The organism is Novosphingobium pentaromativorans US6-1 (genome assembly GCF_000767465.1).
In the GTDB taxonomy this organism is placed as follows: Bacteria; Pseudomonadota; Alphaproteobacteria; order Sphingomonadales; family Sphingomonadaceae; genus Novosphingobium; species Novosphingobium pentaromativorans.
The window spans coordinates 3460449-3485728 of record NZ_CP009291.1; the positions used below are offsets into that span (position 1 = coordinate 3460449).

The window sequence follows — 25280 nt, forward strand, 5'->3', positions numbered from 1 at the left end:
TTTACATGTACCGGATAAGTCGGGCTTACTGCGGTCCGCCGAAGATGTCCGCCATCTTCACGCGCGCCCCCACGAAGAAGAAGCGGCCGACTGCGCTGACCGGCGTATTGAGGCCCGATTCGGCGCCTGCATAGTTGAGCAGGGCGAACGAGGGCTTCTGGTCGAACATGTTGTTCACGCCGCCATAGAATTCGAACCGATCCGATGCCTGGACCCGGAAGCTGAGATCGTGGGTGAAGCGCTCCTTGTACTTCAGGTACTCCGGCGCGACGATATCCGGGTTGCTGGCAATGGTCTGGCGGTCGAAGCGATAAGTGCTTGATGCATAGTTGATCTGCCAGTCGAAGCTGACCGGGCCCTTGGCCCAGGTAAGGTCGGTGGTGATCTGGAACTTGGGCGATCCGGGCAGATAGGCCTTGTTGATCGCATCGGCGCCCGGGACGGGGACGAACTTCAGCTCATGCAGGTAATTGCCCACGAGGCGCAGACCGAAAGTGCCGGCGCTGTCGGTCGGGTGCAAGTAGCTGACGGTGAAATCGAGCCCGGACGTCTTGAAGTTCGCGACGTTGAACGGTGAAATCGCAAAGCCCGAGATGAAGCCCGGGTTGCCGCTTGATGCTCCCTGCCGCGCGATAAGGTCGCAGTAGGCGTTGTCGAGCGACTGCTGGTCCACGCAAAGTCCGGCAAGCTGATCCGCGCTGGCGGTGTTGATGGCATCGTCGATCTTGATGTCATACCAGTCAGCCGTCACGACGAGACGCGGGATGAAACTCGGCTGGAGGACGACGCCTGCGGTGAACGTCTTGGCGGTTTCCTCGCGCAAGTCCGGATTGGCGGTGACGAGGCCTCCGATGCGGCCATCCTGGCCGATGAACGTGGCCGGATTGGCTACGCCCAGGCTTGTCAGCAGGGCCTGGCAGTTGGCCGCGCGGTACTCGCTACCGTTCTGCACCTGCACGAAGCTGCAGGGATCGTTGACCGGCAGGAAAGTCTGCGAGGTCGCCCCGAACAGTTCGGTGATGTTGGGCGCGCGGACCGCGTGCGAGTAGGTGCCGCGCAAGGCAATGTCGCGAACCGGCGCCCAGTTGCCACCGAACTTCCAGGCCGTCGTGGAACCGACGGTGGAATAGTCGGAATAGCGGATGGCAGCATCCACATCCAGGCGGTGGGCGAAAGGCATGTCGGCAAGCAGCGGCGCATTGACCTCGGCGAATGCTTCCCAGACGTCGAACCGGCCTTTCGAGCCGCCCAGCACGTTCGTCCAGGTCAGGCCCTGCGCAACCAGCGGATCGGGAGTGAAGTTGCTCTTTTCCTTGCGGTATTCTCCGCCGACCGCGAAGCCGAGCGGACCGCCGGGAAACGCGAACGTGGACCCGGTGTTGCCGGTGATCGCGCCGCTGACGACATGCTGGGTCAGCTTCGTGCGGTCGGTGGTATCGGCAGTGATCCAGTCGATGGTTTCCTGCGAGGCGACGCCTTCGCCGAAGATGTTGAGCGGAATGCAATCGCCCGGAGCGAAGGTAACCGGAGGGATCGGTGCTCGGGTGTTCACGGCGGGCTGGAAAGGCATCCAGCCCGGCATCACGTTGGCCCGGCAGGTCACGCCGCCGGCGCCGTCGCTCACCGCATCGATGGCGGCGTAGAAGCGGTCGCTCAGGATATTGCCGATGTAGTCCGCGGTGACCTTGGTCTGCCCGTAGACATAGGAAAGATCGTAGGAAAGGTTCGGCGAGATGTCGCCCTTGGCGCCTATGACCGTGCGGATGGTCTCGCGCTCGATGTCCTCGCCGCGGCGGCCGAAATCGAAGTTGTCGCGATTGACCAGGACCCCGGCGGGACCGAAGGGGTCGCCGAACGGGCTAACGGGAAAGATGGACGGGCGGACGGCGTCCGGGATGTACGGATTGTCCGCCTGGATGAAGAGGTAATAGTCGTAAGTCGGCTGGCCGAGGCTGAACGACTGCGTGTTGGCGTACTTGCCTTCGGCATAAAGCGTGAAGGCATCGCTGAAGTCGAAATGTGCGACCGCGCTGACGATGTCGCGATTCATCTCAGGCAGCAGATCGTTGCCGTAGTCCGCGACAAGGGTGCCGTTGCCGCCGCGGCGATACAGGTACGGCTGCACGCCCGGCGGCGTGGGCTGCAGGATCTGGCCGGGGTCGAAAGGCAGGCCTTGCGCTCCGTAAAAGTCCGGAACGCCGTCGTAATCGACGTCGATGCCGCCTTCGCGCGAGGTGTCGAAATAACGGACGTCATCAAGCGGGACGTAGAATGGTTCCCCGTCGACGAGTTGGCCTGTCGAGGAGATCTTGTCGGGATTGAAATAGAACCCCATACGCCTCGTGCCGGAATAGCGCTTGCGTTGCTGCTGGCTCAGCCGATCTTGTTCACCGTGCTCCCAGGCGATGGCGAAATTGCCGCGGCCCTGTGCGAAGTTGTGGCCTGCGGTGAGGGCGATCAGGCGTTGACCGGCGTCCCCTTGGCTGGAAATGCCGTTCTGGACCCGGGCGGTCACGCCTTCGAAGTCCTTCTTCTGGATGAAGTTGACGACGCCGGAAACGCCGTCAGCACCATAGATGGCGGACGCGCCGCCAGTCAGCACTTCCACGCGCTCGACGAGATCGGTCGGGATGGTGTTGATGTCGACGGCCTGGAGGCCCTTGAAGGCAGCGACCTGCCGCCTGCCGTCGATCAGCACCAGAGTCCGCTCCGCGCCGAGGTTGCGCAAGTCGAGCAGGTTGAGGCCAGTGGTACCGATGCCGGCGCGGTCGCCGCTGCTGTCGAATGAACTGAACGATCCCTGCAGGGCAGGCACGGTCTGGAGATAGTCGGTCAGGTTGATCGTGCCGGAAGCGACGATGTCATCGTCCGAAACGGTCACGACCGGATTGGCCGCCGCCAGTTCCGGGCGAGCGATACGCGATCCCGTAACGATGATGGCATCGCCTTCGCCCGGCGAACCGGCCGCCTCCTGCGCAGAGGCAGATGTGCCTCCGGCTGACAGGGCTGCAAGGCAGATCGCACTGTGAAGTACCGCCTTGGTCGGAAATGCTTTCACTTTGAATGCCCCTCTGCTGTGACTGCCCATCATCAGCGCATCTGGAATTGACGAACCCATTATTGCGACAGGCCGGGGATCTGTACTTTCGCGCCTCTGAAATAGGGCGAAAGTCAATTTCCCCGGCTAAGCCTAGAGGGAAGCATTAGTCTGTCGTGGTAAAGATAGTGTTGACGAATGTGACAGGGATGCAACGTCTCGTCTTGTGCTTGGCCGGGTATTTGCCGCGGCTCATCTCGCAACGAGTATCAGGGGTTTACTGTCTTGTACTTGCGCAAGGTGCACGGATCTACGGCGCTCCCTTAAAAAAGGAGCGGCTGACACGCTGTCAGCCGCTCCCAATCAAGCGATTCTCGTTCAGAGATTTATCAGTATTTGGCAGTCAGGCCGACGAAGAATGTCCGGCCCAGCACATCGTACACAGAGGGGAACGTATTCGCCGCATTGTATGCCGTACCACCTGCTGCCGAACCGACAATCGGAGGCTGCTTGTCGAATGCATTCTGGATCCCGAGACGAAGCGTGTACGATTCCTCCACGTTGAAATTCGCGGTGAAGTCAAAGTAGCTGACGCTGGGGATCTTGGACTTCAGGATGTCCGTTCCGGAGTCTTCCTTGACGCCGCCAATGAGGCGCCAGCGACCGGCAAGATTGAAATCGTCGCCGCCGAAGGTGAGCGTTGCGGTGTGCTTCCACTTGGGCATGGGAGCAAAGTTGCAGGCAAAGCCGAAACGACCGGCACATTCGGTTTCCGGAAGGAACGATGCGCCCTGCTTCTTGTAGGTAGCCACATAGGTTCCAGCAACGTTCAGGCCGACTGTGTAGGCGCCGACAGGGCGCTTGTAGTCGAACTGTACGTCGACGCCGCGAGTCGTGCGCGATGCCGCGTTGAACTGGAACTGGTCGACGCCGAAGTCGATCCCGCCCGAGAGCGAGCCGCTGAGGGCGTTGCGGTGGATCGCCTGGCAATAGGCACTATTTGCATCCTGAATGATGCTATAGCACGCATCCACGACGTTCTGCGGCGAGCCGCCGAGCGTGTCGATCGCATTCTTGATCTTGATGTCGTAGTAGTCGACCGACAGGGTCATGCCAGGGATGCTCGGCGGATTGAGCACGACACCCACCGTGATCGTGTTGGCCTTTTCTGCTTTCAGATCGAGATTGCCGCCAGAGAAGGCGTTGATCTGTCCCGCGACCGGCTCTGGGATGCGGCCAATCTGGCCAACAGGAGCGCCTGTAGCGATGCAAAGGTCGGTCAGAGTGGCATTGCCGACTGGATTGTCGCCAGCGCAGGGATCCGTGTCGAGGTTGTCGATGCTCGATACCTGCGGAGTGGCAAGTTCGTACATGTTCGGGGCACGAACGGCTCGTTGGAACATACCGCGCAGGCGAACACCATCGACCGGCATCCAGTTCGCGCCGGCCTTCCAGGTGAAGACGCTGCCTACGGACGAGTAATCCGAGTAGCGCGCGCCAGTCTCAAGAGTGAGCTCGCGGAATCCCGGGCGGTCAGAGACAACCGGGATCAGCAATTCGCCGTAGGCTTCCTTCACGTCGTAACTGAACGCAGGGAAGGGAATGCCCTGACCGTATCCGATCAGATCGCCCGACGCAAAAGCGTCGTCGATGTCGGCACGCGCCTTTTCCTTACGGTATTCGATGCCCAGCGCGACACCGATATCGGTGTCCGACCACGGGGAAATGGAGCCGAAGCTACCCGAAAGAGCTGCACCAGCGACCCACTGCTGCGTTACGTCGCGCTCCCGGCCACTTGCCGAAATGAACGAAACGGCATCGGGCGTGAGGGGATCGGTCGTGAACAGATTGATCGGAACGCAGCCGTTGCTTGCGTCACGGCAGACGATGTCCGATCCCACCTGAACAGCGTCCAGCGCCTGCGCAACGCGCGCGTAGGTGATGTCGTTAAGATAGGCGATGTTGCGGGTCGTCTTGGCGTACTGGCCGAAGACGTCGTAACTCCAGGTAGAGGACAGATCGCCACGAACACCCAGCACGGCCTGCCAGGATTCGTTATCGTAAGTGGTCGTACGGCCACCGCTTTCGACAATACGCCTACGAATGTTGACAGTCGTCGAACCGTCGGCATTGATCGTTCCAATACCGTTGAAGAACAGATCGCGCTGCTGATCGGTCAGGTACGGGTTGTCAGGAAAGATATCGAAGGAATAGCCGAAGGTGCCTGTCGGCGCGCTCTGGCTGTTGACCTTGCTGCGGATGTAGCTGCCGCGGCCGTACACTTCCACGCCATCGGCAACTTCGTACTTGGCAAGGACGGTGCCGAGCCAACGCTCCTGGGGAGTGATCAGATAGTTCGGCGGGGCGTAGTTATAGGGCTCATAGAACGGAACCAGGTCGTTGCCGGCGCCCACCTGGTAGTAGTCGGCATCGGTGTCCGCAAACGTGTTGTCGAAAACTGTCGGAACAGCCGTGGAGGAACCGCCGGGCGAAACCAGGTCGTCAGAGTCGAGCGCGAAGGCAGAGAACTTGCGAGCCGATTGATAAATGAGCCCCCGCTTGAGGTAGCCGACAGAAGCAACGATGTTGCCGCGGTCGCCCAGTTCAAGTCCGCCCGTCAGGTTGAGGTCATATACCGGGGCGTCGCCGCGGCTCGTCAACTGCGTCGAGGCGTCGAAGCGAAGGCCCTTGAACTCGTCGTCGAGGACGAAGTTGACCACGCCGGACACGGCGTCCGAACCATAAACGGCAGATGCGCCACCAGTCAGGACATCGACGCGCTTGATCAACGAAGTCGGGATCGAGTTTACGTCGACCACGCCATTGTAGTCGTAGGAAACCATCCGCTTGCCATCGACCAGCACCAGCGTGCGTTGATCGCCGAGGCCGCGAAGGTTCAAAGACGCCGCGCCGGGATTACCGTTGTTTACTGCAGGGCCGCTTTCGGGGAGGAATTGCGGGTTCGAAGCCAGGAGGGACTCAACGCTCGGGGAGTTGAATTCCTTGAACGTGTCGCCATTGACCACCGAAACCGGGCTGGAGGAGGTGAGATTCGGGCTGACGATGCGCGAACCTGTAACAATGATGACTTCGCCAGTATCGGCCTCATCCGCAGGAACTTCCTGAGCTTGCACGTTGTTCGCAAGCAGAAGCGCGGAAACTGACAAGCAGGTCCCGCTCCGCAGGACGGCCTTCTTGATTAGATTTTTCACAGTTGGTGTCCCTTATTTTCCGTGCGCTTGCCGATTGTGTGACCAAGCTGGGCAAGCAACCCGTTTTCAACGCAAGGAAGGTTTGTCTTCCTTTTGTCATCCGGCTTTTTTGCCCCACCGGACCTGCCTTTCAATGGTTATCATCGGCTGTGTACAAATTGTGTCGCCATCTGTGATATCGACGCAACAGTACGGTTTTGCAGGGGTTTGGGGTTCGCGAGGCAAATCCTGAACGCGCCTAATCGGAGTGTTACAGAGCAGTTGCCCGAGCTGCCAAATGGACAAATTTGTTGCGCTACAGAAGCTCAAGGCGAACGCATGTTGCCTGATGCCAATACGGGTGCAGTTGTCTCGCGAGACGAGCGACCGATACGTTATTCCTTTCAGTTTCCGTCCAGACGATATCGCCGGATAATTTTCTTGCGCATTGACCAGTCGCAATGCGCCATTTAATCGAATGATTAAACAACCCGCCACGGGGTTCCGGTGTGATCAGGAATAGGGAAACGGCATGAAACTCGACAGCTCTGTGTCGGCGGTGGTGACTGGGGCGGCGTCCGGCCTGGGGGCGGCAACGGCGCGTGCGCTGGCGGCGAAGGGCGTCAAGGTTGCGATCTTCGACCTGAATGCTGAGGCTGGCGAGGCCCTTGCCGCTGAAATCGGCGGCGTGTTCTGCGCGGTCGACGTGACTGACGATGCGAGTGTCGACGCCGGTTTCGAAAAGGCGCGGGCGGCCAATGGGCAGGAACGCGTGCTCGTCAATTGCGCCGGCATCGCGCCTGCAGCCCGGACTGTCGGCAAGAACCGGGAAACCGGTGCGCCGCGTGCGCATGACATGGGCCTGTTCGAGAAGGCGATCGGGATCAACCTCGTCGGCACGTTCCGCTGCATCGCCAAGTCGGCAGCCGGGATGGTGACGCTCGATCCGGTGGACGAGGCGGGTTCGCGCGGGGCCATCGTCAATACCGCTTCGGTTGCGGCGCAGGATGGGCAGATCGGGCAGGCCGCCTATGCCGCGTCCAAGGGCGGCGTGCTGGCCATGACCCTGCCGATTGCGCGCGACCTGATGAACGACGGGATCCGGGTGAACACCATACTGCCGGGCATTTTTGAAACGCCGATGATGTCCGGCATGCCCGACCAGGTGCAGCAGGCGCTTGCTGCAATGGTTCCGTTCCCCAAACGCCTCGGAAAGCCGCAGGAGTATGCTGCCCTTGCGTTTTTCTTGCTTGAACATGACTACATGAACGGCGAAGCGGTTCGCCTCGACGGTGCGATCCGGATGGGGCCGAAGTGACTGTGCAGGGAAATTGGGTGCGATGAAGAGCCAGCCGATGGCAAAGGGCGAAGGCGAAGTGGCGGGAGTACCGCCAGGAGCCCGGGATCTGCTGCTGGATACGGCCAGCGAGATCATGCGCGATCGCGATGTCGTCGATATCTCCCTTTCCGAACTGAGCCTGCGCTCGGGCCTCAACTCCGCGCTGGTCAAGTACTACTTCGGCAACAAGGCCGGGCTCCTCAAGGCGCTGCTGGACCGCGACTGGCAGACGATCGTCACCAGCGTCGATGCGCTCGTCGCCAAGGACGGCTGGGATCCGGAAGCCAAACTGCGCCGCCACCTGTGGAAGGTCGTCGATACCTTCTACACGGTGCCCTATCTCAACCGCCTGACGATGCGCGTGATCCGCGAGAGCGACGATGGCGAGGCACGAAGGATTGCCGACAGCTACCTCTCGCCCATGTACCGCGCCTACGAGCAGCTCATCGGCGACGGGGTGAAGGCAGGTGCGTTTCGTGAAATCGATCCGCAATTATTCTACTTTACCGTGACCGGCGCGGTGGACCGGTTCTTCTCGGCGCGTCTCGTGCTCAAGCATTGCTTCGACCAGGACACGTTGACCGAGGAACTGCGCGACCGCTACCGCGAACACACCATCGACATTATCATGGCAGGCATCCTTGCGCGCTGAAAAAAGCCCCTTCTGGCATATCGGAGTGATCGGCGGATCGGGACTGGCCGCCGGTATCGACCTTGACGAGGCGCAGGAGATTCCGGTTTCCAGCCCCTTCGGCGAGCCTTCCGGGCCGGTGACGACCGGCCGCCTGAACGGCGTGCGTTTCACCTTCATCGCGCGCCATGGGTCCGGGCACGTGCTGCCGCCCTCGCAAGTGAACTACCGCGCCAACATCGACGTGCTCAAGCGTTGCGGTGTTACGGATGTGCTCGCGCTGTCGGCAATCGGTTCTCTGCGCGAGGCGATGGCACCGGGAGATTTCGTGGCGGTCGACCAGTTCATCGACCGCACGATTGGCCGCGATAACAGCTTCTTCGGCCCTGGTATGGTCGCCCATGTCAGTCTTGCCGATCCGGTCTGTCGCCGCCTTGCCGGCATGGCGACCTCGGCGGCCCGGCTGGCCGGTGCCAGCGTTCACGAAGCCGGTTGCTATATCGCCATCGACGGGCCGCAGTTCTCGACCCGGGCGGAAAGCCTGATGTATCGCGAATGGGGCGCAGACGTCATCGGCATGACCGCCATGCCCGAGGCGCGCCTCGCACGTGAGGCGGAACTGCCTTACGCCTTGCTGGGCATGGTCACCGACTACGACTGCTGGCGCGGCGTGGACGCGACGGTAGAGGTTTCCGAAGTGCTGGAAGTGATGAAGGCCAATGCCGAACTGGCGCGGCAGGCTGTGCGCGCACTGGCCGCCAACCTGCCGCCCCGCCGTGAGCCCAGCCCCTTCGATTTCGCGCTGGAGCATGCCCTGGTCACTGCCCCCGGCGCGCGCGATCCTGAACTCGTGGCCCGGCTCGATGCCGTGGCCTGTCGCATCTTCGGCGAAACCGGCTGATACCTCGCAGCTGATTTTGCGATCTTGCCGCCGGGCGCAATTTGCGCACGGGACGCCGCCCCGTTGCCCCTGCATGCAAATAGCCCCTCCACGGACCTTCCGGGAGGGGCTTTTCTGTTTGCCGGGATCGGATTGTCAGTTGCTGCCGGGGCCGCCGCCCGAGAAGGCATCGGCGATCGAGCAGGCCGCCGGGCCGAGAATGACGACGAACAGGGTCGGCAGAATGAACAGGATGAGCGGCACGGTCATGATCGCGGGCAGGCGCGCGGCCTTTTCCTCTGCGCGCATCATGCGCTCGTTGCGGAATTCGGCCGAGAGCACGCGCAGGGCCGAGGCCAGCGGCGTACCGTAGCGCTCGGTCTGGATCATCGTCGTGACGACGCCTCTGACGGCATCGAGGTTGACACGCCAGGCGAGGTTCTCGAAAGCCTGTCGGCGTTCGGTGAGGAACGACAGCTCGATCGAGGTGAGCGAGAATTCGTCGCCCAACTCCGGATAGGCGCGGCCCAGTTCGCGGGCAACGCGTTCGAACGAGGCGTCGACGGTCAGGCCGGCTTCGGCGCAGATGACCAGCAGGTCGAGCGCGTCCGGGAGACCCTTGCGGATCGCGTCGGTGCGCTTGGTGATCATGTTCTGGATGAAGATGTCGGGGCCCTTGTAGCCCGCCAGAAGCGCGACGGCGAAACCGCCGAACTTCTTGAAACTGCTCCATTCCGGAAAGTAGTCGATGCCGTATATCACGATCGCGGCAGTGACGCCCAGCACGATCGGCGCGACGAGGCGCGCAAAAACGACGGCGACGGCCCACTCCTTGTTGCGGATACCGGCCTGCGCCAGCTTCTGCTGGATTTCCTTTAGCTGGCTGTCCTGCAAGACCTTCAGGGAGCCGAGGAAGGCGCCCATCTTGTCGGTGGTGTCGTTGCGGCGCACCACGCTCTGGCGCTTGCGCGCGGTCGTGGTGATACCGGCCTTGAGCGCTTCGCGGCGCTGGTTGAGCGACTTGACGCGCTTGGCCATCGGGTCGCGCACGGTGACCGCGGCATAGATGGCGAACATCATCGCGACGGCGGCTACGGCAGCCAGCAGCGTCGCGACGAAGACAACGTCGAAACCGAGGAGCGTCGGGCCGGATGCTTGTTGGATCATCGTTTCCAGTCCCTCAGATTTCGAAGCTGACCATCTTGGCCATGATGAAGGCGCCGATGCCCATCCAGACCATGCCGCCCAGTCCCGCGACGATCAGACGCTCGTCGATAAAGAATTCGCCGATGTAGCCGGGGTTGATCCACCAGATCATGGCGAAGACGATGAAGGGCAGGGCGCCGACGATGTAGGCGGAGGCTTTCGATTCCGAGCTCATCGCGCGGATCTTGAGCTTCATCTGCGCGCGCTTGCGCAGCACGTCTGCCAGGTTGGCAAGCGTTTCGGCGAGGTTGCCGCCGGTCTCGCGCTGGATGGCCAGGGTGATACAGAAGAAGTTAAATTCGGGCATCGCCAGGCGGTCGGCGGTTTCCTGGAGCGCATCCTCCATGGTCTTGCCGATCTTGATGCGCTCGGTAACGAGCTTGAATTCCTCGCCCACCGGGCCGGGAACTTCCTTGGCAACCACGCTCAGCGTTTCGGTGACCGGAAGACCCGAGCGCAGGCCGCGAACGAGCAGTTCGATGGCGTCTGGGAACTTCACGGTGAAGGCGTTCGAACGGCGCTTGATGAAATGGCCGACCACGGAGTGGGGCAGGCCCGCGCCGAGGAAGAGACCGAACGCCAGCGACAGGAAGAACGCGCCCGACTTGAGGAAGAACAGGATGGTGACGGCAAGGGCAATGCCGACCGAGGTGTAGATGTATTGCGATAGGGTCCAAGGCAGGCCAGAGCGGTGCAGGCGCAGGGCCAGCGCGTCGATGCGCGAACCGGACCCGGCGATGTGGTGCATCTTGGGCTTGCGGGCGGCCACGGCCTTGCGCATCTGGGCCTCGACCCGCGCGGTCGCGCTTTCCGAGTGACGAAAGCGCAGGCTGCTCAGGCGGCGTGCGGATTCCTTGGTCGGCGAGGGGCCCGAAAATGCCGAGAAGAGGAGCACGATGATGCTCGTCATTCCCGCTACGACCAGTATCAGCTGAAGTGCGTTCATGCTGTCCTATGCCTTCTGCCCAAGCCTCTTGCCACGTTCCCGTCCGGGAGGGTGTCCCCCCGGCAGGGATCAGGCGTCGGCTGCGGCCTTCTTGCTGACCTTGTTCATCACCGACTTGATATCGAGCTTGCCGAGCAGCGACTTGCTGCCGGCCGGCGAAATCGCGGCATCGTCGCCGGTGTCGGTGATCATCCGGGCGAGTTCGCGAATGGCGCTGCCGGCCTTGCTGGAACGGTTCGCATCGGCGAAAGTCTGGCCGAGCTTGGCCGCCATCGATGCCGCCTTGAGGTCGTAGGGGATCGAGAGCTGGATCTTGTTCTCGATCGAGGCTTCGAAGTCGGACTTGCTGATTTCGGCAAGGCTGGACTGGACCTTGTTGGCCACGACCACCACGCGTGCGTGCGGTGCGTGCGACTTGAGCCACGAGAGCATGCGGATCGCATCGCGCGCCGAGGCCAGCGTCATCTCGGTCACGAGGACCACGACGTTCACATCGGCAACGAGCTGCGGGAAGTTGATCAGCATGTTGCGCGGCATGTCGATGACGGTCATCTCGAAGGCCTGGCGAAACTCTTCCTCAAGCTGCACGAAGGCAGCCCCGTCCGTCATCAGCGGCGCGTTGATCGGCGCTTCGGCGGAGAGAATTGCGAGGTTGTCGTTCGCGCGGATCATGGCGCGTTCGATGAACAGGCCGTCGATGCGGCTGGGGTTCTCGATCGCGTCGGTCAGGCCGCGCCCGGGCTCGAGGTCGAGGCTCAGCGCGCCGGTGCCGAAGTGGATGTCGAGATCGAGCAGTGCGGTCGGCAGCTTGTGGTCGGCGCTGAACAGCCATGCCAGCGAAGTGGCGAGCGTCGAGGAACCCACGCCGCCGCGCGTGCCGATCACGGCGGTGGCGATATGCTGGCGCACCGCGCCCGCGTCATGGCTCTTGGGCGCAGCGAAGACCGTCTGCGCCTGGGCCAGGGAATCGCGCACCTGCGCCGGCGAAAGCGGCTTGAGCAGGTAATCGTGGATGCCGCTGGCGATGAGGTCGCGATAGAGGCGAACGTCGTTAACCTGACCGATCGCGACGACGACCGTTCCCGGTTCGCAGACTTCGGCAAGGGCGTTGATGTCGTTGAGTGGATCGCCGCTTTCCGACAGGTCGACCATCAGGATATTCGGGCTGGCCGTGATCGAGAGCGACTGCACGGCATTGCGCAGGCCGCCCTTGTTGCACTTCTCCGGCTGCCAGCCCATTTCCATCGCGATAGGACGCAGGACGTCGAGCGATGCTTCGTCGCACAAGTAGGCGGCGAACTGGTCGCGTCCGTTGGGGCTCCCGGTTTTCCAGTGAGCGTTCATGGTTCAGTTCCCACCCTTGCTTGAATTGTTGCTGAGGCCGCTGGCGCCGGTCGGTTGCGCCTTGCGGTAGATGTCGATCGCCTTCGAGGAACTCATGACCGAGGTTTCACCGGTAGTCGTGGCGCCGCGCACGAGGTCCTCGGGGTCGGCGATCATCGCGGCGAGGTTGGAATTGGTTGCGCAGCCGTAATTGCTGCTCAGGCCGTTGGCGGGATTGGCATCGCTCTTGGCTGACCAGTCGGGGCACCCCGGGACGCTGGCCTTGGAGCGCGTGATGACCACGCGTGCCGTTCCGGCCGGGACATAACCCTCGGTGATCGGGGCGGATTCGCTCAGAAGCAGGCCGTACCGCGAAGCGACAGCCTCGATCGCGGAGCGGGTCGAGCTGTTGGCGGTGGGATCGTCGACATAGACCTTGTCGCCATACTTCGCGCCCATCGCCTCGAACCAGCCGCCAAGGCGCTGCTGCTCGCCATAGGCAAGGCCCGAGCCGCCGGTCGATACGTCGAGTGTGTAGTTGACCTTCTCGACGACCGGCTGGTGGACGCTGTTCATCGAGCGGTTGGACGGAATGCCGCCGCACCCTGCAAGACCGAGGCCGAGGGCCAGAGCGAGGGCAGTGCCGGCGGCGCGGCTGGCGAATGCCATGTTCGGTTTGTGCATCGTCACTACCTTTCTCACTTCAGGGTGAAGCCGGGCTTGGCGGAGTCGTCGGCGGCCGTGCGCTTCGCCTTCTTCTTCGACTTGCCGCTGCCCGAGGCATCGCCGATGCCCGGACCCTCGACAGCCGAAGGCGACTGCGTGGGCTGGGGCGGCTTGGCTTCGCTCACGCCGTCGCTGGCCATGTTGCCCAGCAGGCGCTGCAGTTCGTTGGGAGCCTGGAAGCCGTCGGTCGGCAAGGCGATCTGGTTCGCATCGACCGGATTGACGAGATACGGGGTGACGACGATCACCAGTTCGGTCTCGCCGCGCTTGTAGCTCGTCGAGCGGAACAGCGAGCCGAGGATCGGCAGGTCGCCTGCGCCGGGCATCTTGGTGATCGTGTTCTGCGAGTTGTTGCTGAGCAGTCCCGCGATCATGAAGCTCTGGCCCGAACCCAGTTCGATGGTAGTTTCGGTGCGGCGGGTGGTGAGCGCCGGGACCTCGAAGTTGTTGAGCACGATCGCGCCCTGGCTCGAGAGTTCCGAGACTTCCGGACGCACCCGGATCGAGATGCGGCCATTGGCGAGGACAGTCGGCGTGTAGCTGAGGCTGACGCCGTACTTCTTGTACTCGATCGAGGTCGAACCGAGGCCCTGGCTGATCGGGATCGGGAATTCGCCGCCCGCGAGGAACTCGGCGGTTTCGCCGGAAAGCGCGGTCAGGTTGGGCTGCGCCAGCGTCGTGACGAGGCCGACGGTCTCGCCCGCATCGAGCGCGCCGAGCAGGTTGAGGCCCAGCAGCTTTCCTGCACCGCCAAGGGTCGTGCCCGTGGCTGTGTTGACAATGTCCGAGCCGCCTGCAGGGGCCTTCACGTTGCCTACGCCAAGGGGGCCACCGGGCGTGAATTGCGAGCCGACGACACTGCCTTGTCCGAGGCCGAATTTGAAACCGCCTGTGCTGTCGGTTGTCGCCCACCTGACGCCCAGCGACTTGGCCAGCGAGCGGCTGACTTCGGCGATGCGCACCTGCAGGTTGACCTGCAGCGGCGTGGCCATGCGCAGGCGGCTGATCACGTTCGACTTGTCGCCGACATAGGCCTGGACGAGGCGCTCTGCTTCCGAAGCGTCTTCCGGCGTCTTGACGGTGCCCGTCAGCAGGAAGGTGTTGGAGCCCATCGTCGAGACGCCGATCCTGGCCTCGGGCATGGCAAGGCGCAGCATGTCGTCGACGCTGTCGAGGTTGGAGCCGACGCGGATGTTGGCCGACCAGATCACGGTACCGGCCGCATTGCTGGCATAGACCGTGGTCGTGCCGCCGGCCTTGCCGAAGACGTAGAACTGGTTGCGCGACTTGACCTGCACGTCGGCGACCGCCTCATTGGCGACGAAGACGTCGGTCATCGTGCCGGGCACGTTGATGAGCTGTCCGTTGCCGATCGAAAGCGAGATATCCTGCGCCGGGCGGACTACCGACTGGGCTGCAGCCGGAGCCGGGACGGCGAGAGCCAGCGGCGACAGGGCGCAGGCGGCACTCAACACGGACTTGAGAAGGCGCTGTTTCATGACCTTGCCCTTCGTGGCGGAGAAATCGATTGCGGTTGGGGTTGCCATTATTTGGCTCCCACGACTTCTGCAGTGGTGGTCTTGCCGCGGGTGACGCGAACGACCGGGCCGGAGCGAACCGGAGCGGCATCCGAAACCGGACCGCGGTTGGAAAAGGCGACGGCCATGGCATTGCTGCGCGCGGCGCGTTCGTCGGCCGTCATCGGGCGGCTCGAGCGCTGGAAGCGCGAGACGTCGCCGCCGGTGACGTAAGTCGTGTTGCCTTCGATCGGGCGTTCCATCGCCTGGCGCACGAGCTGGTTTTCCTGCTCCTTGGTCGCGCCTTCGGGCACGTTCACTTCGCCGTTGGCAAGGATCCGTTCGAACTCACCCTGGCTGTCGGCGATCGAGCGCAGCGAAAGGCTGAGCGTGCCGATTTCCTGCGCGACGGCGACCTTTTCGGCGATGCGCGGGGTAACTTCGATGGTGACGGTACGGAACGCCTTCACCACGGTCTTGCCGTCGACGACCTCGTTGTCGGTGGTCTGGTCGGTGGCAAGGACGCGCAGGTTGCGCAGGATCGTTTCGGAGGTGCGCAGCGGATCGCCTTCGCCCTTGACCTGCTGGGTCAGGACGAGGTCGACGCGGTCGCCCGGGAAGACGAAACCGCCGACGCCGGTCTTGGCCGACACCGGAATGGTCACGGCGCGCATGCCCGGGCCAAGCGCGGCGGCAAGGAAGCCGCGGTCGCCCGGCGCGACGAGCGAACCCTGGGTCACGGGCTGGCCGGCGGTGAGTGGGAAGCGCACGACGGTGCCGAGCAGCTTCGACATGTCCGCCTCGCCATCGATGAAGTAAGCGTCCTTCACCAGTTCCGAAGGCCAGTCCTGGAAGGAGATGGCATCGGCGGTGATGATGGTTCCCACCGGCAGGGCGCGCTGGGCGACGAGGACCTTGGGTCCCGTCGGCGCGGCCGGCGCGGCATCGGCTTGCGGCGCGGAGGCGCCTGCAAACATCGAACGGGCGACGAAGGCCGTCCCCGCTGCGATGAGCAGCGCGACGACCAGCAGCACCAGCTTCTTCTTATCCATGGCTCTGAAGCCCCCTAGAAATCCCCGAGTAGTTGTCCTCAACATCGGGTGAATTGGTTAAAATGAGGTTCATCCAAGAATTCAGCTCAAAAGTGCCGCCGAATAGGCCTGTTCGCTAAGTACCCAGAGGCCTGCGAGCGAGATGGCGACGCCATAGGGAATCGGCAGGCGAGACTTCTGCCTGCGCAGCATGTGACGGAACCCGAATGCGAAAAGTGCGAGCACGGCGAGGATCGCGAGCGCGATCGTCCAGGGCTGCGGCAGGAAGGTGCCAAGAGCATTGAGCGTATCGGCATCGACCAGCGGCTGGCGCGTCGCCATGGCATAGACGAACAGGCAGGCGCACCAGACCCATGCGATCGCAGTCACGCCAGCCAGCACGTCGCGAACGACTTCACCGGGCACGCGGCGCATGTTGAAAAAGGCCATTGCCACAGACGCGCCGCCGCCGATCACGCCCATCATGACGATGAGCTGGATAAAGGCGGCCGGGCTGAACCAGAAGGCGAGGGCGGTCAGCAGCTTCACGTCGCCTCCGCCCATCTGGCGCATGGCGAACAGGAAGCAGGTGACGATGAACGTAAGGACCGCCAGGCCGAACTGGAAGCCGACGTCGGCCCAGCCATATCCGGCCGAATACCACCAGACGGGCGCGCAAAGCGCGATGGCCGCGTTCAGCCAGTTGTCGATCTCACGCCGCTTTACGTCGGTATAGGCGGCATAGAGCAGTGCAGTTGCCAATGCAGCCAGCAATGCGTACGAAAAATACCCGCCTTGCATGTAGTGGTCCCCCTGATCGGGAACCGCTCTACCGATTATCACTTATCAAATAGTAACCAAGCCCCTGAGGCCGGGATTAGCCAAGTGACCTTTGCACAGACCTGCCCGACCCCATCCAGCGCACGGCAGGAGATCCCCGCCGCGGCCCGCGAATGCTGGTGGACCACTCCCGATGGAACGCGCCTTCGCCGGATCGACTGGCCGGCTCCGCAGCCGGCGCAGGCGCGCGGTTCGATCCTGTTCATGCCGGGGCGCGGCGATGCTTACGAGAAGTGGCTCGAGACCCTGGATGAGTGGCATGGCGAGGGCTGGGAAGTCACCTCGGCGGACTGGCGCGGACAGGCTTTGAGCGGCCGTCTGGGGGTCGACGCGCTGACCGGGCACATCGACGACTTCTCCATCTGGATCAATGACCTCGTGGCGCTGTGGGATGAATGGCGCGCCCGGACACCGGCGCCGCATGTGCTCGTCGCCCATTCGATGGGCGGACACCTTGCACTGCGCGCAGTGGCCGAGGGCAAGGTGCGTCCCGATGCGCTGGTGCTCTCGGCACCGATGCTGGGCTTGCTGCCCGACCGGGTGCCCAGTTTCGTGCTGCATCAGATCGCCAAGCTCATGGTCCGGTTCGGCGATCCGCGGCGCGCTGCATGGTCGGGCGACGAGAAGCCCGAACTCGTCCACCGGGCCCGCAATCTGCTGCTGACGCACGATGCCTCGCGCTACGAAGACGAACAATTCTGGCGGCGCGAGCGCCCTGCGATTACCATGGGCGCGGCCAGCTGGGGCTGGATCGAACGGGCGCTCGACTCGATTCGCGGACTGGAAAAGGCAGGCGCGCTAGAGGCGGTGCAGGTGCCGGTCCTGCTGCTGGGGACAACCCGGGATCGCCTCGTGTCGTGGCGAGCCATCGCCCGGGCGGCAAAGCGCCTGCCGGGCGGCAAGCTGATCGCTTTCGGCCCGGAATGCCGTCACGAGATCCTGCGCGAACTCGATCCGGTGCGCGAAAGGGCGCTGGCCGAGATCCGCAAGTTCCTGGACCGCGTCGCCCCCGCCTGCCGGTAACGCAAAGCAAGTTGCATAAAAACCGGTTCACAGGCTTTGCCGCAATGCTCTAGGGGCTCCCGGCAATGGACGCGCGTTACGATATCGTGATTGTCGGGGCCGGTATGGCCGGCGCCTCGCTTGCCGCGGCAATCGGGACGCGGGCGCGGGTGCTCGTCATCGAGGGTGAGGATCGGCCCGGCTACCACACCACCGGACGTTCCGCTGCCTTCTGGGCCGAAAGCTACGGTGGCCCCGGCGTGCAGCCGCTGACCAGTGCATCCGGCCCGATCCTGCGCGAACTTGGCATGCTCACGACGCGTACTGCCGTGACCCTGGGCAGGGCCGGGCAGGAAAGCGAGATCGAGGCCTTTGCCGAGACCTATCGGGCGATCGGAGTCGAGGTGGAACTGCTCGACCGGGCCGGGATGGAAGCGCGCGTGCCGCACTTGCGCGAAGGCTGGACCTGCGCCGCGCTGGAGCCGAGCACCTGCGACATCGACGTCGGGAGCCTGCACCAGTACTACCTTGCACAGGCGCGCAAGGCCGGGATCGAACTGCGATGCAGGTCAAGGCTTGCCGAAGCGCGGCGCGAGGCCTCCGGCTGGACGCTGAAACTGGCCGACGGACAAGAGGTTCAGGCTGCGATCCTCGTCAACGCGGCAGGCGCCTGGGCCGATCCGGTCGCGCGGATCGCCGGGCAGCGGCCCATCGGCATCACGCCCTATCGCCGTACGGTGGTGCAGCTTGCCGTGATCCCTGAGGTTCCCGGCGACCTGCCGCTCGTGCTCGACATTTCCGGCGGCTTCTACTTCAAGCCCGAAAGCGGCCGGCTCTGGCTCAGCCCGCATGACGAGACGCCGAGTCGCCCCTGCGATGCCGCTCCGGAGGAATTCGACGTGGCCCTTGCGATCGATCGCTTCGAACAGGTGGTCGACTGGCCGATCCAGCGGCTCGAGCATCGCTGGGCCGGTCTGCGCAGTTTCGCCCCGGACCGGCTGCCGGTCTATGGTTTCGCCAGCGAGGACCCGGCCTATTTCTGGTTCGCTGGCCAGGGCGGCTTCGGTATCCAGACCGCGCCTGCCGCCGCCGAACTGGGCGCGCGGCTGCTGATGGGAGAGTCGGGCGGTCCGGTCGATCCCGCGCCTTATGCTCCGGCGCGGCTTGGCTGACAGCTTCCAGGTTGCAACGGCGGGCCATTCGCCTTGCGTTCTCCTGCCGGAATTGCTCAGTTGCCCGGACAGCCCCAACCGAGGAGACACTTGATGGCGCACCGCTTCGAGATCCGTAAGAACAAGGCCGGCGAGTACGTGGCCTATTTCTGCTACAACGCGGAAACGATGTTCTGGACGGAAGGCTATTCCAGCAAGGCTTCGGCGAAGAATGCCATCGAATCGATCATCAAGAACGGACCGGGTGCCGAGGTCGTCGATACGACGACCGATTGACTGACTAGGGTTCCTGCTTAGCGTAAGCCGCCTTGCGCGGCGCTATCAGGTGCCAGGCCAGCAGGACCGGCTCAAGCACGATCATGCCGATGAAAGCGCTGGCGAGCCGCATCAATGCAGGTTCGATGGCGACGTTTTCGTAGCTGTCCGGGATCAGCACGATGAGCACCGTCAGGGTGAATTGCAGGCCGATATAGGTCACGCTCGGCAGGCCGTTCTCGATATGGCGGCCCAGCACGATGCCAAGGCAGGTCCCGGCGATGAGCAGGGGCGGGCTGCCATGGGCTATGGCCAGCACGCCCAGCGCGAGCGCGCCGCCCGCCAGGCTTCCCAGTGCACGATGGAACAGGCGCCGGGTGACTGGGATGAAGCCGCTCGGGCCAATGCCGGAAACCGGCACGATCATCACGACGAGGATCGTGATGCCCGCCTGCGCCAGCTCGCGCAGCCCGAGAATGGCGTGAAGCGCGGGCAGGGCGGCAAGCGCCACGCCGGCTTGCGCCGCATGGCGTGCGGCCACCGGGTTCCAGGTGATGCGCTTCGGCTTGTCAGGCTTGAAACCCAGCCACTTCTGACGGGCGAGTAGGGCCGCAACAATACTCACGATCGTGCAGGCCATGGTCCCGGCTGCGACTTCGAGCAGGCGCGTGTGCGCGAAATCCATCGTGTCCAGCCCGGGCCTTTCCAGCTTGTCGAGCAGGATCATCTCGAAGGTCAGGCCGAAGAGCAGCCAGGCATAGGCGCGCCGGGCGGTCAACATGCCATAAAGGCCGAGCGCGCCGATCACGCCCGCGCAGACCATCGCCATGGGCAGCGAATTGGCCGCCATGGGCACGAGCAGGACCGCAAGCAGAATGCCGATGGAAGTGCCCGTCATGCGCAGCACGCCGCGCAGCAGGGTTTCGCCGACATCGCTCTTGAGCAGGACGTATGCCGAGAATGCGGCCCAGGCGATCATCTTCGCGCCGATCAGGTGGGCGAAGACGATGGAGAGCAGTACCGATGCCACGCAGGCCCATTCGTCGGCCATGCGTGGACCCGGCGTGATCAGGGCGCGCAGTTCACTGCGCAGTCTTGCTGAAATCCGGGCAGGCTGGTCGGCAGGACCGGCATCGAGTGAGTCTGGCAGGGGGCCTGTCCTATTGTCCTGCGGACTGGGCGGCATCGCTCGCGAGCCTGTCGACTCGTTCGTTCTCGACATGGCCGGAATGGCCGCGCACCCATTGCCAGTGCACCTTGTGCCGGGCCACCGCCTCGATCAGCTCGTGCCACAGGTCGGCATTGCGGACGGGTTGCTTGCTGGCATTGACCCAGCCTTTCTTGCGCCAGCCGTGGATCCACTTGGTCATGCCGTCGATAACGTACTTGCTGTCGCTGTGGATCACCACTTCGCACGGTTCGATCAGGGCATTGAGGCCCTTGATGACGGCGGTCATCTCCATGCGGTTGTTGGTGGTCTCCGGCTCGCCGCCGGACAGTTCCTTCTCATGCGGGCCCATGCGCAGGAGCACGCCCCAGCCACCCGGGCCGGGATTGCCCTTGCAGGCGCCGTCGGTGAAGATGTCGACCTGCTTCATCGCACGAAGATCCCTTCATTGGCGGCATCGGCGTAGAACTGCAGGCGACGGGCGAAGGCCATGGGGTCCTTGGGGGTGACCAGTGCGTCGTCCGGCGTGTTCATCAAGTCGTAGGCGCGCGTCGCCAGGAAGCGCATCGCCGCCGCGCGAGCGAGGATCGGGAGCGCCGCACGCTCTTCGGGCAGAAGCGGACGCACCGCTTCGTAGCCTTCCAGCAGCGCGCCCGAAAGCTCAGGCTGGAAGTGCGTACCGTCGGCGTTGAAGCACCATGCGGCATGGGTCACGGCTATGTCGTAGGCAGTCACGTCGGTACAGGCGAAGTAGAAGTCGATGAGGCCGGTGACCTTGTCGCCCAGCATCAGCACATTGTCGGGGAACAGGTCTGCGTGGATTACGCCGCGCGGCAGGTTGGATGGCCAGTGCGATGCGATCAGCGGCAGTTCGTGTTCGACGAGGCGCGCCAGATCCGGGTCAATCGATTCCAGCCCGTCATGGCCGCAGGCGCCCAGCAGCTCCTGCCAGGCCTTGAGACCCATCGAGTTTTCGCGCGCATCGGGGAAATCGGCTGCAGCAAGGTGCACCTGTGCCAGCGCCGCGCCCACGGCACGGGCCTGGCCCGCAGTCGGCTCGCTCACCGAGACGCCGGGAAGGAATTCGATCAGGGCCAGCGCCTTGCCCTCGTGCAGCCGGTAGCTGGCACCGTCGCGATCGTGGATCGTGCGCGGCACCGGGCATTGCTTGGCCGCGAGGTGATCGAGCAGGCCGAGGAAGAACGGCAGGTCCGAAATGTCGGTGCGCGTTTCGTACATCGTCAGGATGAAGCGGCGGGCTTCACCGTTCGTGTCCTGCGTCTCGATCAGCCAGTTGCTGTTGGACACGCCTTCCGCGATGCCCTTGGCCGAAACCAGTGTGCCGACGTCGAAGGCAGCGATGATGCCGGCCATGTCCTCTGATCCGAGGCGGGTATAGACTGCCATGTACCGTCCCTCAGCGCATGAGCTGGCGCGGAAGCTTGAACGTGATGTGCTCCTTTTCGGTCACCACTTCTTCCTGGTCGACCTGCCGCAGTTCCTTGAGGCGGGCGACGACTTCGTTAACGAGTTCCTCGGGCGCGGATGCGCCGGCGGTGATGCCGACCGTATCGACGCCGTCGAGCCAGCGCGGATCGATGTCCGCGGCGCGCTGGATCAATTGCGCACAGGCCCCGGCGCGCTGGGCGACCTCGACCAGACGCAGCGAGTTGGAGCTGTTGGGCGCGCCGATCACGAACATCAGCTGGCACTTGGGAGCCACTTCCTTGACTGCGGCCTGGCGGTTGGAGGTCGCGTAGCAGATGTCCTCGGCCTTGGGCGCGACGACCTGCGGGTAGCGCTCCTGGATCGCAGCGATGATCTGCGCGGTATCGTCCACCGAAAGCGTCGTCTGCGAGAGATAGGAAAGCGCATCGTCCGTCCCGAACGGCAGGCGGGCCACGTCCTCGACGGTTTCCACCAAGGTCATGTTGCCTTCGGGAACCTGGCCGAAAGTGCCGATGACTTCGGGGTGGCCGGCATGGCCGATGAACAGGATGTGGCGTCCGGCCTCGATCTGGCGCTCGGCCTGGCGATGGACCTTGCTGACCAGCGGGCAGGTGGCATCGAGCCATTCAAGGCCGCGCTCGGTGGCCTTGGCCGGCACCGACTTGGGCACGCCGTGCGCGCTGAAGATCACCGGGACCCCGTCCGGAACGTCGTCGACAGTCTCGACGAAGACCGCGCCCTTTGCTTTCAGGCCATCGACCACGAACCTGTTATGGACGATTTCGTGGCGGACATAGACGGGCGCGCCGTAGATCTCGAGCGCGCGCTCGACGATCTCGATGGCACGGTCGACTCCGGCGCAGAATCCGCGCGGGGCAGCGATAAGGAGCCGCAATGGCAGCTTGCTCGTGGACGGAAAGGGGGCATTCATGTTGCCGCCTCTAGCGCTTTGCCGCTTGCATCGCTAGGGCAAGCGCATGCCATTCGAGGAAGCCAAGATGAATGCACGCCGATTGACTGCCACAATTCTCTGCTCCGCCGCCGCGCTGACCGGGCTTAGCGGTTGTGCCAAGAAGGGTGAGATCGTGGTCGACTCCGGCGTAGGCATCACGGCAGTGCGCAGTCGCTGTCCGGCGGTGGGCATTCCCAACTACACCGGCGACGTGACGCTTTTCCGCGGCGCAGGCGAACATACCGCCGCCAATATCGACGTCGTGGGCGCGATGACCAATGTGCGCAGCCAGTGCAACGAGGATGTGGGCGACAGGGTCACCGCCAATGTCAGCTTCGATGTGTTTGCCAACCGCACCGACACCAGCGGGCCGCGCCAGGTGACGTTGCCCTATTTCGTGACCGTCCTGCAGGGCGGCACATCGGTTGTTTCCAAGCGCGTGGGCAGCGTGACGCTCAATTTCGCCGATGGACAGGCTCGGGCGCAGGCCCAGGGCACCGGCATCGCCTATATCGATCGCGCCGCTGCGACTCTGCCGCCGGAAATCCGCGACCAGATCACCCGCAAGCGCAAGGCGGGCGAAAGCGATGCCGCGCTCGATCCGCTGGCGGACCCGACGGTGAAGGCCGCCCTGGCGCGCGCGTCCTTCGAAGTGCTGGTCGGCTTCCAGCTCGACGACAAGCAACTCGCCTACAACGCGACGCGCTGATTCCTCACAGAATGTGCGGCGGGTGACTGTCCGGGGTCGTTAGGCTCCGGTCAGGTTTCGTGCATGGCCGCTTCGATTCGCGCACGAGCGGCGCGGGCGATGGCCTTGCGGTCGGTGCGCTCCTCGCCCACCAGCGGGGCGAGGAAGTGGATGGTCAGCGGGATCGGCCGCCACCGGGCCAGTATCCGCATGGCATTGCCCAGCCCCGGTTCGCTACCTACCCATGAAATGTCCGCAACCTGCGGGCCATAGTCGAGCCAGACCGGCTGGATCGGCACATGCTCGATGTCGGCATCGATTGCGGACAGCAGAGAGGACTTGAAGGGCAGGAGCCGCGTGCCTTCGCCTGTCGTTCCTTCCGGAAAGATCGTCAGCGCGCCGGTATCGTGAAGCGCCTCGCGAACCAGGCGAACCTGGGCGGCAACGCTGCGGCGGTCGTGCCGGGCGATGAAGACGGTGTCGTTCATTGCGCACAGCCAGCGTAGCGGGCCGATCGCGGCCAGGCCATCATGCGCGACGAAGGCGGAGCCGGTGACGCCGGCAATGGCCGGAATGTCCAGCCAGCTGACGTGATTGGCGAGGAAGAACGCGCGGGGGCCGGGGTGCTTGCCCACTGTGCGCAGGCGCAGGCCGGCGACGGCCGCGACAAGCCTGAGGAACAGGCGAGGGATGGGATTGGCCGACGTGAAGGGCGCGAACAGGTAATAGAGCGCGACGCACGTCACCACGCTGGCCAGCAGGAGGACGATCCGGCAGGCAATCAGGACCCAGCCCAGCGGCGCGATGCGCTGCAGACGGGCCAGGTCCGTGATGTTACTTGCGGGTTTCACCGTCCTCGCGGTCGATCCTGACGCCGAACAGTTCCATGCGGTGATCGACAAGACGGAAACCCAGCTTTTCGGCGATCTGCCGCTGCAGGGCTTCCAGTTCCGGATCGACGAATTCGATGACGGCGCCGGATTCGACGTCGATCATATGGTCATGGTGGGCTTCGGGCGCCGCTTCGTAACGCGCGCGGCCGTCGCCGAAATCGTGACGGTCGAGGATGCCCGCTTCCTCGAACAGCCGGACGGTGCGATAAACCGTGGCGATCGAAATGCCCGGGTCGATGGCTGTCGCGCGTTCGTGGAGTTTCTCCACGTCGGGGTGGTCGGTACTTTCGGAAAGAACTTTTGCAATGACTCGGCGCTGATCGGTGATCCGCAGACCACGTTCATGACAAAGAGCTTCGAGGTCGATGGGTTGGTGCACGTGTGACCTGTCAAAATAAGTAGGGCGCACCGGCCACGTTAGGCCGATGCGCCCGGAATCTCAACCGTGAGTCGGCTTGTCAGGCGGCAGCCTTGGGCTTTCTTCCACGGCGCGCATTGGGCTTGCGACCCAGGCCGATCTTCTTCGCGAGTTCGCGACGCTTCTCGGCATAGTTGGGCGCGACCATCGGATAGTCGGCGGGCAGGTTCCAGCGCGCGCGATATTCTTCCGGGGTCATGTTGTAGTGGGTCATGAGATGGCGCTTGAGCATCTTGAGCTTCTTGCCGTCTTCAAGACAGATGATGTAGTCCGGCTTTACCGAAGCGCGCACGGATACTGCCGGTTCGGGCTTTTCTTCTTCGACGGCCGCAGTGGTGCCAAGTCCGGCAAGGGCGCCATAGACGTTTGTGATCAGCGAAGGCAGATCTTCAACGGAAACGCTGTTGTTGCTTACATGCGCAGCGACGATGTCGGACGCGAGCGTGATCAACGTTTCATTGTTATCGGTTTTGATGTCTTCCATGTTTGGACCTCTTTGCGACCGCGTTACTGGGGGGATTGGGCAGGCTTACGCCAGCCAGTTCGTCCCCTGAACCATTTCTATGAGGAATACAAGTTTGTTCCTGTGATTTGGTTGCTATTCTACGACAATTCA

The 25280-nt window shown here is 63.5% G+C and carries 23 protein-coding genes; 7 read left to right on the top strand and 16 right to left on the bottom strand.

All coding sequences use genetic code 11. The features are described 5' to 3' along the window. Positions 1-25 precede the first annotated feature (25 nt). Positions 26-3058 carry a TonB-dependent receptor plug domain-containing protein gene (locus JI59_RS16285; RefSeq protein WP_238532460.1) on the bottom strand — a complete coding sequence of 1011 codons (3033 nt, stop codon included), beginning with the start codon at positions 3056-3058 and terminating at the stop codon, positions 26-28. 368 nt (positions 3059-3426) lie between these two features. Beyond that, positions 3427-6171, bottom strand: a complete 2745-nt coding sequence (locus tag JI59_RS16290) for a TonB-dependent receptor domain-containing protein (protein ID WP_138921267.1) — start codon at positions 6169-6171, stop codon at positions 3427-3429. Positions 6172-6760: 589 nt separating this feature from the next. Between JI59_RS16290 and JI59_RS16295 the strand changes: the two genes are divergently transcribed. Genes JI59_RS16295 through mtnP form a run of 3 tightly spaced genes read left to right on the top strand, consistent with a single transcriptional unit; the run spans position 6761 to position 9099 of the window. Continuing rightward, entirely contained in the window at positions 6761-7546 is a 786-nt protein-coding gene (locus tag JI59_RS16295; protein WP_007011573.1) for an SDR family oxidoreductase, read from the top strand. 22 nt (positions 7547-7568) lie between these two features. After that, on the top strand, positions 7569-8219 hold the full coding sequence (locus JI59_RS16300; protein WP_007011572.1) for a TetR family transcriptional regulator: 651 nt from the start codon (positions 7569-7571) through the stop codon (positions 8217-8219). After that, complete coding sequence (gene mtnP, locus JI59_RS16305) at positions 8209-9099, top strand: S-methyl-5'-thioadenosine phosphorylase (RefSeq protein ID WP_081473923.1); 891 nt, start codon at positions 8209-8211, stop codon at positions 9097-9099. The genes JI59_RS16300 and mtnP overlap by 11 nt, the downstream gene beginning before the upstream one ends. Before the next feature lie 135 nt (positions 9100-9234). Here mtnP and JI59_RS16310 read toward each other — a convergent pair whose 3' ends face one another. The 7 genes from JI59_RS16310 to JI59_RS16340 form a co-directional block, all read right to left on the bottom strand. Next, positions 9235-10245 (bottom strand): type II secretion system F family protein, encoded by a 1011-nt coding sequence (locus tag JI59_RS16310; protein WP_007011570.1) that lies wholly within the window; start codon positions 10243-10245, stop codon positions 9235-9237. 13 nt (positions 10246-10258) lie between these two features. Next, positions 10259-11230 (bottom strand): type II secretion system F family protein, encoded by a 972-nt coding sequence (locus tag JI59_RS16315; protein ID WP_007011569.1) that lies wholly within the window; start codon positions 11228-11230, stop codon positions 10259-10261. A gap of 69 nt (positions 11231-11299) precedes the next feature. Continuing rightward, positions 11300-12574 (bottom strand): P-loop NTPase family protein, encoded by a 1275-nt coding sequence (locus JI59_RS16320; protein WP_007011568.1) that lies wholly within the window; start codon positions 12572-12574, stop codon positions 11300-11302. Between the two features lie 3 nt (positions 12575-12577). After that, a complete protein-coding gene (locus JI59_RS16325) occupies positions 12578-13237 on the bottom strand; it encodes a CpaD family pilus assembly protein (protein WP_238532461.1) in 660 nt (219 codons plus the stop codon). A gap of 14 nt (positions 13238-13251) precedes the next feature. Further along, entirely contained in the window at positions 13252-14826 is a 1575-nt protein-coding gene (locus JI59_RS16330; RefSeq protein WP_007011566.1) for a type II and III secretion system protein family protein, read from the bottom strand. After that, positions 14826-15848 (bottom strand): Flp pilus assembly protein CpaB, encoded by a 1023-nt coding sequence (gene cpaB, locus JI59_RS16335; RefSeq protein ID WP_007011565.1) that lies wholly within the window; start codon positions 15846-15848, stop codon positions 14826-14828. The genes JI59_RS16330 and cpaB overlap by 1 nt, the downstream gene beginning before the upstream one ends. An 81-nt stretch (positions 15849-15929) precedes the next feature. Continuing rightward, a complete protein-coding gene (locus JI59_RS16340) occupies positions 15930-16628 on the bottom strand; it encodes an A24 family peptidase (protein WP_007011563.1) in 699 nt (232 codons plus the stop codon). 84 nt (positions 16629-16712) lie between these two features. Here JI59_RS16340 and JI59_RS16345 point away from each other — a divergent pair, with 84 nt between their 5' ends. From JI59_RS16345 to JI59_RS16355, 3 genes are all read left to right on the top strand, one after another. Beyond that, positions 16713-17690 (top strand): alpha/beta hydrolase, encoded by a 978-nt coding sequence (locus JI59_RS16345; RefSeq protein ID WP_007011564.1) that lies wholly within the window; start codon positions 16713-16715, stop codon positions 17688-17690. A 65-nt stretch (positions 17691-17755) separates the two neighbouring features. Next, entirely contained in the window at positions 17756-18841 is a 1086-nt protein-coding gene (locus JI59_RS16350) for an NAD(P)/FAD-dependent oxidoreductase (RefSeq protein ID WP_007011562.1), read from the top strand. A 93-nt stretch (positions 18842-18934) separates the two neighbouring features. After that, positions 18935-19117, top strand: a complete 183-nt coding sequence (locus JI59_RS16355; protein WP_007011561.1) for a YegP family protein — start codon at positions 18935-18937, stop codon at positions 19115-19117. A 4-nt stretch (positions 19118-19121) separates the two neighbouring features. Here JI59_RS16355 and JI59_RS16360 read toward each other — a convergent pair whose 3' ends face one another. From JI59_RS16360 to ispH, 4 genes are all read right to left on the bottom strand, one after another. Beyond that, on the bottom strand, positions 19122-20147 hold the full coding sequence (locus tag JI59_RS16360) for an FUSC family protein (RefSeq protein ID WP_007011560.1): 1026 nt from the start codon (positions 20145-20147) through the stop codon (positions 19122-19124). A 109-nt stretch (positions 20148-20256) separates the two neighbouring features. Beyond that, positions 20257-20694: a ribonuclease HI gene (gene rnhA, locus JI59_RS16365; protein WP_007011559.1), complete on the bottom strand. Its 438-nt coding sequence runs from the start codon at positions 20692-20694 to the stop codon at positions 20257-20259. Next, positions 20691-21671 carry a homoserine kinase gene (thrB, locus tag JI59_RS16370; RefSeq protein ID WP_007011558.1) on the bottom strand — a complete coding sequence of 327 codons (981 nt, stop codon included), beginning with the start codon at positions 21669-21671 and terminating at the stop codon, positions 20691-20693. The genes rnhA and thrB overlap by 4 nt, the downstream gene beginning before the upstream one ends. A gap of 10 nt (positions 21672-21681) precedes the next feature. After that, positions 21682-22644, bottom strand: coding sequence for a 4-hydroxy-3-methylbut-2-enyl diphosphate reductase (gene ispH, locus JI59_RS16375; protein ID WP_007011557.1), 963 nt, complete (start codon positions 22642-22644; stop codon positions 21682-21684). A 67-nt stretch (positions 22645-22711) separates the two neighbouring features. On the opposite strand from ispH, the gene JI59_RS16380 reads away from it, so the two are divergent. Continuing rightward, entirely contained in the window at positions 22712-23374 is a 663-nt protein-coding gene (locus tag JI59_RS16380) for a hypothetical protein (RefSeq protein ID WP_013833125.1), read from the top strand. A gap of 50 nt (positions 23375-23424) precedes the next feature. Here JI59_RS16380 and JI59_RS16385 read toward each other — a convergent pair whose 3' ends face one another. The 3 genes from JI59_RS16385 to JI59_RS16395 all read right to left on the bottom strand — a co-directional run bounded on the left by JI59_RS16385 (position 23425) and on the right by JI59_RS16395 (position 25148). Then, positions 23425-24204, bottom strand: a complete 780-nt coding sequence (locus JI59_RS16385) for a lysophospholipid acyltransferase family protein (protein WP_007011555.1) — start codon at positions 24202-24204, stop codon at positions 23425-23427. Beyond that, positions 24188-24625 carry a Fur family transcriptional regulator gene (locus tag JI59_RS16390; protein ID WP_038576389.1) on the bottom strand — a complete coding sequence of 146 codons (438 nt, stop codon included), beginning with the start codon at positions 24623-24625 and terminating at the stop codon, positions 24188-24190. The genes JI59_RS16385 and JI59_RS16390 overlap by 17 nt, the downstream gene beginning before the upstream one ends. Positions 24626-24704: 79 nt before the next feature. Continuing rightward, positions 24705-25148 carry a Ros/MucR family transcriptional regulator gene (locus tag JI59_RS16395; protein ID WP_007011552.1) on the bottom strand — a complete coding sequence of 148 codons (444 nt, stop codon included), beginning with the start codon at positions 25146-25148 and terminating at the stop codon, positions 24705-24707. Positions 25149-25280 lie beyond the last annotated feature (132 nt).